Consider the following 9827-nt stretch of genomic DNA (forward strand, 5'->3'; position numbering starts at 1 on the left):
CTACGCAACGACCAAATTTACACGCCCCGAAGGAAGGTGAATGCGGCTAAGGATTGACCGCCTCCTTTAGCTGAAGTCTTACGGTAATTCCCAGTTATTTTTTGGTAAATCACTGCCATTTTCAACTAGGTTAGTTTCGTGATGCCTTTTTTCCTGACTCGTAGGAGGTTATCCTCAAAACTTTTTCCAATTTACACGAATCAGGGACTTGACATCATACCGCTGGACTTTTTACTAAATAAGAATAGTTTGATGAATAATTAGACAAGCGCATTTTACATGAAAATTATAATTTACACTTTTGTCCAATTCCTTGATTTTAGGGTCTAATCATAGCATTGAAAGGACAATACAAGCTTACAAATATAAATATCAGTCATTCCCTTCATGAATAGCCGACTGTACTTCCATTTTTCCTCAATTAATATTTTATCGCTTACAATGGTGGGACTCAGTCCCTTATTTGCTTTTTTTACTCATTACTTAAGATTTGGATCATATGATCGACGATATAATACCGCCTGTAAGCGCATTCAAAATTCGAAGTGATATCTCATTTTCTGAATGTAAAATATGAGGAGCCGGCGGCCCCATGGTTCGATTGCTGAAATTGCTATAAGAATAGGAGGTTGCGAAAATGAAGCATGATCACTTGAAGAACGGGCGCAGATCAAACCGTTTTTCTGGGCAGATGACGGTCATGTATACATTTCCAAAAATGTATTAAATCAAATGGATGACGATGCGGTCTTTCCCTTTACATTTTGGCCAAGAGATCGAGAAGTCAATGTAGATGTGATCATCCGTGTACAATAGGTATGCATGATGCAAACTTCATGACGCAATGAAGCCCCGCTGATCGGTATCGGCGGGGCTTTCGTTCATTATTTATTCTCTTTATGCCATCAGTCTGAACCAGCTGAGCGATATAGGACCATGTAAGACCAAGTATACGTCGTGTCTACCCGCTTCAGCCGTCAGTCCAAACGAGAAGCTTCTCCAATCTGTCTTGCCGCCAGCTGGAATCGAGTACTTGCCAACGAGCCCTCCATCCGGCTTGTCCAGCCGAACTTCAACAGTTGCTTCTCCTGTGGTGGCAGCTCTAAACTCGATCGCCGTCACACCTTCACCAAGTTCAGCATCTCGGAAAGCAAGCCATCCACTTTCGCTGCTCACGTTGACGGCACTGCCGCCCTCCGTGCATTCGCCGAGCTCGACACCATCATAAGCGTCGTAATTTACAGCGCGTGTCACTTGCTTCAGGTCACGAGGCGGAATCGTCTCGCCGTCGACCGTAAGGCGGCCTTCTAATCGAAGATCGGTGGAAGATGAGCCGATCAAGATGGAATACTCCCCGCTTTCGATACAGAACCTCTCGCGCGTCACATCCCAGATGCGAAGCGATTCGAGCGGCAGGTGGAACGTGACCTCCGCCGTTTCGCCAGGCGCCAACGCGATTCGCTGGAAGTCCGCCAATTGCAGACGCGGGCGTTTGACTCTAGAAGCTCCGGCCCGCACATAGAGCTGTACGACTTCTTCGCCCGCCCTATCGCTAATGTTGGACACGCGGCACGTGATTGTGACATTTGTATCTCTTCCGACCACAACTTCGCTCTCGGCTATTCGAAGGTCATCATACCGGAATTCGCTGTATGACAGACCATGTCCGAACGGATAAAGCGGATCGCCTTCAAAATATTGATACGTGCGGCCCCCTTGAATAATGTCATAATCCATGAAAGGCGGCAGTTGATCGACCGACTTGTACCAGGTCATATTTAAGCGACCTGCCGGATTGGTTGCGCCGAACAGTACATCCGCAACGGCGTTACCCAGCTCTTGACCTGCATGCGATGTGTACAGTATAGCCGGTACGGTGTCCTGCAAGGTGTTCAAGGCAAACGGGTAGCTGCCGACAACGACAACGATGGTGTTCGGGTTCGCTTTAAGTACTTCCTGGACCAGCTTTTCCTGCGAAGCCGGCAATGTAATATCAGGCCGATCGATCGTCTCTTTACCATTGATTAAAGGATGATTGCCGACAAACACAATCGCCGCGTCTGCATCGCTCGCCGCTTGGACGGCGGTATCCAGGCCATTAGACACGTATTCAAATGTGAACGCTTCAGCAGTTGCTTTCACAGAGTCGCTAGCCACCTCTGATGCGCCGCCCACATTGATCGCATTGGCCGTCTCCGCAGCACTGCCGTCACCGACAAGCAGCTGGCCCGTTTCACGATCAACGGTCACCGGCATACCATTCCAAGTCGAAATCGTCGAAGACGAAGAATTAGAACCCTCTTGCTGAATCATAAATACTTCCTTCGTAAACCATTCCCAGATTCGGTTAGCCGACGCCTGCACCGTTTTGTCGTCCGTTGTCAGGTAGCGGCCATTGCGCTCCGCTATCAGCGTGTGGCTTCCCCAGCCCCAGTCGGTCACTTCGAATACATCACCGTTCTCCGCTGTCTCAGCGGCTGCGGCAAGCGTATTCTTATCATCGTCACCGATTCGTACATACCGACTTCTTTGATCCGCCTTTAACCGAACGCGGTCCGTTCCCGCGGCATATACCGTCTTTGCATCAGTTTTTCCGCCGTCTGCAAGCCGCTCCTGAATCCCTTTCAGCGGTGTAACGGCATAAGGCATCGTACCGCTGTACCAGTCGCTGTAAACGATATCTGCGAGCGGACCGATGACTGCGACCTTGCTCAGTTTTTCCGCTTGAAGCGGCAGCATGCCTTTATCGTTCTTCAGCAGTACGACAGCCTTCTGCGCCGCCTCGCGTGCGAGCACTGCATGTTCGTTTCGTAGAATCGCCGACTCATCGAGCACAGCATACGGATTCCGCTCTTCCGGGTCGAACTCCCCGAGTCTAAAACGGACACGGAACGTATTGCGCAGCGCGATATCAAGATCGTTCTCTGTAAGAAGCCCTTCCTCGAGCGCCTTGCGAATCGCCTCCATGACCCCTTCAGCTTCATCCGTAATGCTGTCGATGCCGCCCTCTCGGATCGACCGTGCTACAGCTTCCTGCAGTGTCTCCACGTAATGGTGATCCCGCACGGTTCCCGTTACGTCGAACGCATCGCTGACGACAAATCCATTCATTCCCCACTCTTGCTTCACGATGTCGATGACATCACGACTCAGATTCGCCGGGACACCGTTGATCGCGTTATACGCCGTCATCATTGACAGCGCTTTGCCTTCCTTGAATGGAATTTCGAACGCTTTCAAATAGTATTCGCGAAGGTTGCGCGGATCAAGACTGACAGAGGCTACGCCCCGATCCACCTCGTTGTTATTGCCGATAAAATGCTTCAATGTCGCTACCGCTTTAAGATAGAAAGGATGGTCACCTTGAATCCCTTGTGTCAGTGCCGCGGTCAGCTTGCCGGCAAGTACAGGATCTTCCCCATACGCTTCTTCCGTCCGTCCCCAACGGGGGTCCCGCTCCATATCGACCGTTGGGGCCCACAATGTCAACCCGTTATGTGTCGGGTTACGCTTATAAAATCCTCGCGCTTCGTCACCGATTGCGCTTCCAATTCGCTGTAATAGTTCCTTATCCCATGTACAGGCTAAGCCGATCGGCTGTGGGTATGTTGTGGCCTCCCCGAGCCATGCCATACCGTGAGAGGCCTCGGTGCCATGCTTGTATGCTTGGATACCTAGACGTTCGACGGCGATTTGATATTGCGGCATTAGACCAATTTTTTCTTCCAGCGTCAGACGCGAGATCAAATCATTCACGCGATCCTCAAGCGGTAAATCGGGGTTCCAATAAGGGTATATCATCTTGTCAACTGCCATATCATCATGCTCCTCAATTCGTTATGTACATTGTTATTGTACGGTATTAACCACATAAATCCAACCCCTCATGTTTGCCGGCATGTTCCCCTACCGTTACTCGAAAGCTTCATAATCGAACCAATCAAAATGAGCAGGCGTAACCGAACGCACCCCATTCCCCGTCGCATACATGGCGATAAAAACGCCTGTGAATCCGCCCGCTACCTCGGTGGACAGCAGCCCGCATTCCCCTTGTCCGAACCAGAACGGTTCCTCGCCATTTGCTGAAAATCCGAAACGATAGTGGGATTTGTCCGTATCGACCGTCAATACAACAGAGTCAGACGACCAGGGCATTTCACTCTCAACTTTCCAGAGGGTTCCTAATCGTCTGCGGAAGATGAGCTTGCGTACGCCAGCTATCCTCGTAACGGCTATTTCGTAATGGAATCGCTCGTTCATAAACACCGTAATGCCGGCTTCTTCCCCGTCCTGCTGCGGCGCAAATTGCAAGTGAGCTGCCACTCGGCACTCGAAATGCTGCTGCCTTCTCCCGACGAACGCCGGAGTGTCCGCTTCGTTCAGCGTAACCGAAGAACCATAGAGCGTGAGACAGCCGCTCTTCTCTGTGAGCGTCCAATTCTCGGGGGCCGGCGAACGCAGAAAGGTCCAAACCGGTGCAAGCGCCGCGGCATCGAAATCGTCCCTCACCGGGAGAGCTGGTTTGGGTTGCGGTATAAGGTTGCCCAGAGGCATCGATTCGCTGACCGTTCCGTTATCGCCAATGATCGGCCAACCGTCTTCGTTCCAATGGACCGGTGCGAGAAATGTTTCCCGGCCGAGATGATGATGCATCGGATATCCGAGCGGCCGAATTCCAAGGAACACCGCCCACCAGTCGCCTTCCGGCGTCTGAACCAAGTCGGCGTGTCCTGTCGCATGAATCGATTTCAGCAAGCTTCGATGGGATAGAATTGGATTGTGAGGACAGCTCTCGAACGGGCCATCCGGTCTTCTGCTCCGTGCGATGGTCGCCATGTGGCCGTATTCCGTGCCCCCTTCGGAAATCATCAGGTAATACCAGTCACCGATCCGATAAATATGCGGAGCCTCCGGGTATTGTCCTCCGGTTCCCTTCCATATCAAGGTGACATCCGATAATCGTTGCCCCGTCTTCACATCAATCCGGCTTTGGTATGCCCCTTGTCCATGAGCATCATGAGAGGTTGTATAATAGACCGTCCCGTCCACATCAAAGAACAGATCCGGATCGATTCCAGATTGATCTACATAAATAGGGTCGGACCACTCGCCGTACGGATCCTCCGTATATACATAGAAATTCCCTCCACCCGACACGTTGGTCGTCGTCATGTAGAACGTCCCGTCATGATAACGGATCGTCGGCGCATAAATGCCGCCTGAACTTCCCGCTTTTTTTAGATTCAGTTGTTCTGTCCTCGTTAGTACGTGACCGATCTGCTGCCAGTTCGCCAGATCTCTACTATGAAATAATGGAACACCCGGGAAATATTCGAACGAGCTCGTTACGAGATAATAGTCTTCGCCGACTCTGCAAATACTCGGGTCTGGATGAAAACCACTAATGACTGGATTTCGATAATGCATGAACCATTCTCCTCATCTTGTTGTGTCATTTTGTAAAAAACTCCTATCGGAGTGCCTAGAAATTAAACATTTCCATGTGGTAAAAAGAAAAGCCGTGATGCCTCTGTAAGTGCGGCAAACCACGACCATTTCCGTTCTAACAACCATCCTAGTAAACCTGCACCTATTTTCTAAAGTAGTATTTTCATAATCATTATAGTCTATGGTTTCGTCCCTAAACCTTGATTTTAAGGTCTAAAAATAGCATGATAAGGACAACGAGATCATCAATCCATGCAGAGAGGGGGAGTTCCAATATGAGAGACATTCATCTGAATTGGTTCACTGCCAATGAGGAGTTTCAATTTTTTATCCAATACGGCGGGCATGACGAGGACATGTACGTACACAAGCATGTGGACTTCTCGGAACTCGTTATTGTGCTTCACGGAAATGCGACGCATATCGTTAACGAAGAGGAATCTTTTATCAAAAAGGGAGACGTATTCGTTATTAATGACACAACCTCTCATGGATATAAAGACCCTCATGAATTTCGCATTTGCAATATCATGTTTAATCCTGAGCTGTTAAGTGAGGAAGGCCCCGAGCTGAAAAAGCTGAACGGCTATCAGGCGCTTTTCGTATTGGAGCCCCATTATAGGAATATCAACCATGCCTTAGGCAAAATGAGCTTGCCGATTTCGAGATTGGATTACGTTTCGTCTTTTGTTGATTACATGATCGAAGAATATGAAAATAAGCTGCAGGGCTACGAAATGGTTCTACGTTCACGATTTATGGAACTCGTCGTCCTATTGTCTAGGCAATATGAGATGCAGAAACAGCAAGGCATCCAAAGTCATCTAATGCACTTAGCAAAGGCGATCTCATTTATGGAAGATCATTACTTGGAGCCGTTGTCGCGTGAAGACATTGCAACCCAATCGAATATTTCGGTCAGACACTTGAATCGGATTTTTCAGTCCTACTACCAAACGACGCCATTCGCCTATCTCCAGCAGCTGCGCTTGGAGCATGCCTGCAGGCTGCTGAAGACGACAAATCTGCCCATTTCGGAAATTTCGTATCAAAGCGGCTTCAATGACAGCAACTACTTTACTCGCCAGTTCACCAAAGTTTTCGGCATATCTCCGAAGAGGTACAGAAAGAACGGGTGAGTGAGATGGTGCATTTTTACACCACATTCCTTCACACAACCGTTTCTCACATAAATGTGCTGCATTTTTTCACCAGAGTCGGCTGAAATCAGGGATACTTTCCAGCATCTGGAGCGTTTCTGCACTGGATCACTCAAATGCGTCGCTGCAGACCACCATTTATACCATACTTCATCACCCTCTCATATAAGTGTACACTGAATCATCGGCCAATACTTCAGCAGGAAGAAAAACATGTTTAGTCCATTCATTTACCCGTGAAAGCCTTTTCCGTGCGACTTCTGTACAGCAGGTTAAACATGGATGCATCAGCCAAATCATATGACTTTATGTTTTCCCCCTTCGTTTACTGCGAAGTTTGTTTGTATTTACTTAAAATTTCAGAAGCATTATGTTTCATACAGTGAATCAATTCCGGCGGCTTCACGACGGTGGCACTGTGCCCGATACCGAGAAGAAAGCACTCAAGAACGGAATATCGCTTTTTGAAAATAACCCGCCAAAGATAACCAGAGCCATCATCGCGTTTATACATTTTCCAGATCATATGCGCCGCATGTTGCCGCGTATTTCTTTCCTTCCATTCCAATCTTGAGTCTTCAACCACTGTGCCAGAGGGCGCTTGGAAGTTATATACCTGTTCACAACGGTTGCTCGGTAGATTTATGCATGGAGCTCCTCAAAAAGATCGACACCGTACTACATATCAAAAATACAATTCCTCCGAGCACAACGTACTGTAAACCTATGCTTGATATCAATAATCCACATACCGTCGCGCCAACTGTTGTTCCTAAATTTGCGGATGTTAGAAAGATTCCATTAGCGAACTCAGGAGCTTCTGGAGCCGCCGAAGTAATCCAGTATTGGTTGATATTAGCTCCTATACCGGCCAGGATTCCCCACAGCAATACAATCAAGCCCATTGGAACGGCGAAGGGTCCCACAAAGAACAAGATGATGAAAACGGCTCCTAACGCAAGTGGAAATGCCGCTACAGTTCTGTAGGCATGTTGAGTAAGCAGCTTCCCTGCAGCTACGTTTCCGATCATATTGGCTGCGCCATATATCAATAACATCAGGCTAATGGTGTTCCACGACATCTTAGTGATGGTTTCAAGATACTCAGCAAGATAACTATACACACCGAATACGGCTCCATTCATGAAAATGACGGCGGCTATGGACAGCCAAATCATTGATTTTTTTAATATGCTGATTTGTGCTCTATATGAAAGTGTTTCTCGAACAGGCATGGATGGTATAAAGAGCATGGTAGCAATGAATACGACTGCATTCACAGCAGCGAAGAACAACATAGCTATTTCTAGAGAAGTTGAAGCCGCAATGACACTCGTGACAGGCACCCCCAGTACCATCCCTGCAGATACGCCGATAAATATTTTCGAAACCGCTTTGGGAGCTTCTTCCTTGCCGACAGATGCAGCTGCTACCGTAAATGCCATTGACACATAAATCGGGTGGAAGAAGGCCGAGATTACACGAGCAATTAGTAATATTGTAAAGCTTGTTGTCCATGCAGAGACAAGGTTACACGCAATAAAAACGCCAAGTACTAGCAGCATCGTCGTCTTACGATTCACGCGTGAAAACAATAAAGGCATCGTCGGACCAGATATTGCAACCGCAAGTGCAAAGAGACTGACGACCATCCCCGCTTCGGCTATGCTCACTTGAAAGTGATCCGCAATGAGCGGCAGTATCCCGATGACACCCATTTCCGTATTTAAAATGCCAAAGACACCAATCATCAAAATGAATATATGCCAATGACTTCGTTCAACCTTCATCATCTATTCTCCTATCTATCACGTACACTGTAACATGAAATTATTCGTTTTTACCTATCGATTTGTTTTTCATCCCTCAAAATATCCCCGCTTGGTTCTGCTCCAATCATCACCAACCAAAGAATAGACTTGGCTGCGTCCGCCTTAGATGGGGAATAATCCCCTCCTTCAAATAAAGAGGCACACCATTATTGGCGTGCCTCTATAATTTCTTGCCTGAATGAATCGTTATTCATTCTCCATCGTGCTGATGTCAATCACAAAGCGGTACCGAACATCTGAAGCTAATACGCGCTCCCATGCTTCATCAATCTGGCTCGCGGAAATCACCTCGATCTCAGGTGTAATATGGTGTTCTGCGCAAAAGTCAAGCATTTCCTGCGTTTCGCGAATGCCGCCGATGGCCGAGCCGGCAAACGACCTGCGATGAGGGATTAGTGAGAATATTTGAACGGGCAGTGCTTCCGGCGGCGCGCCGACATTGACGAGTGTACCATCAACCGCCAGCAGTGAAAGGTAAGCATTCATATCAATCTTCGCACTTACTGTATTTACGATGAGGTCGAATGAACCAGCCAGCTTCTCAAACGTTTCCGGATCGCTCGTAGCAAAATAATGATCCGCACCAAGCCGCAAACCGTCTTCTTTCTTCTTCAATGTTTGAGATAGAACCGTAACTTCTGCTCCCATGGCATGAGCGAGCTTCACCGCCATGTGTCCAAGCCCGCCAAGTCCAACTACCGCCACCTTCTTGCCGGGTGCAGCACCCCAATGGCGGAGCGGCGAGTAGGTGGTAATGCCAGCACACAAAAGCGGTGCGGCTGCATCAAGCGCGATACCGTCAGGAATCCGAACGACGAAGTCTTCGGTTACGACGATATGGGTGGAATAGCCGCCCTGCGTATACTGTCCGTATCTGTCGATCGCTGCATAGGTTCCCGTATGTCCATGGAGACAATACTGCTCCTCTCCCTTTCGGCAGCTGCTGCACTCTCCACAAGAGTCGACCATGCAGCCTACCCCTACTCGGTCGCCTACCGCATATTTCGTAACTTCGGAACCCACCTGGGTGACGATTCCTGCGATTTCATGCCCTGGAACGAGAGGATAGTTTACCGGTCCCCATTCGCCGCGAGCCGTATGGATGTCAGAGTGGCAAATACCAGCATATTTAATTTCAATGAGAACATCGTGCGGCTGGAGATCCCTGCGTTCGATCGTGGTCTGTTTGAACGGACCTTCCGGATTGAAAACAGCACGTGCATTAGCAATAATCATATATCATACCCTCCTGCATTGATTGGTAGTGTCAAAAGATTTATGAAAACTACCTAAAGGGTTAGCTTCTCTCCTATTTACTGGAAGGAGATGCGCCGCAATCGCTCTTGACAAACACGCCAATGGTTTGAGGATTGTTTAACAAGGGCGA

Annotated in this window: 6 protein-coding genes; 1 reads left to right on the forward strand and 5 read right to left on the reverse strand. The window is 48.5% G+C overall.

The annotated features are described in order from the left end of the window. Window positions 1-897: 897 nt before the first annotated feature. Together ACFPXP_RS09030 and ACFPXP_RS09035 are read right to left on the reverse strand one after the other, a co-directional pair. Window positions 898-3816: a glycoside hydrolase family 3 C-terminal domain-containing protein gene (locus tag ACFPXP_RS09030; RefSeq protein WP_379893889.1), complete on the reverse strand. Its 2919-nt coding sequence runs from the start codon at window positions 3814-3816 to the stop codon at window positions 898-900. 96 nt (window positions 3817-3912) lie between these two features. Beyond that, window positions 3913-5427 (reverse strand): glycoside hydrolase family 43 protein, encoded by a 1515-nt coding sequence (locus ACFPXP_RS09035; RefSeq protein ID WP_379893890.1) that lies wholly within the window; start codon window positions 5425-5427, stop codon window positions 3913-3915. A gap of 296 nt (window positions 5428-5723) precedes the next feature. On the opposite strand from ACFPXP_RS09035, the gene ACFPXP_RS09040 reads away from it, so the two are divergent. Beyond that, on the forward strand, window positions 5724-6587 hold the full coding sequence (locus tag ACFPXP_RS09040) for a helix-turn-helix domain-containing protein (RefSeq protein ID WP_379893891.1): 864 nt from the start codon (window positions 5724-5726) through the stop codon (window positions 6585-6587). A 346-nt stretch (window positions 6588-6933) separates the two neighbouring features. Here ACFPXP_RS09040 and ACFPXP_RS09045 read toward each other — a convergent pair whose 3' ends face one another. From ACFPXP_RS09045 to ACFPXP_RS09055, 3 genes are all read right to left on the reverse strand, one after another. Further along, a complete protein-coding gene (locus tag ACFPXP_RS09045) occupies window positions 6934-7176 on the reverse strand; it encodes a hypothetical protein (RefSeq protein ID WP_379893892.1) in 243 nt (80 codons plus the stop codon). 52 nt (window positions 7177-7228) lie between these two features. Continuing rightward, entirely contained in the window at window positions 7229-8398 is a 1170-nt protein-coding gene (locus ACFPXP_RS09050) for an MFS transporter (RefSeq protein WP_379893894.1), read from the reverse strand. 228 nt (window positions 8399-8626) lie between these two features. After that, window positions 8627-9676, reverse strand: coding sequence for an NAD(P)-dependent alcohol dehydrogenase (locus tag ACFPXP_RS09055; protein ID WP_379893893.1), 1050 nt, complete (start codon window positions 9674-9676; stop codon window positions 8627-8629). Between the last annotated feature and the right edge of the window lie 151 nt (window positions 9677-9827).

Origin of the sequence: Marinicrinis lubricantis, from assembly GCF_042658665.1 — a bacterium.
Taxonomy (GTDB): domain Bacteria; phylum Bacillota; class Bacilli; order Paenibacillales; family KCTC-33676; genus Marinicrinis; species Marinicrinis lubricantis.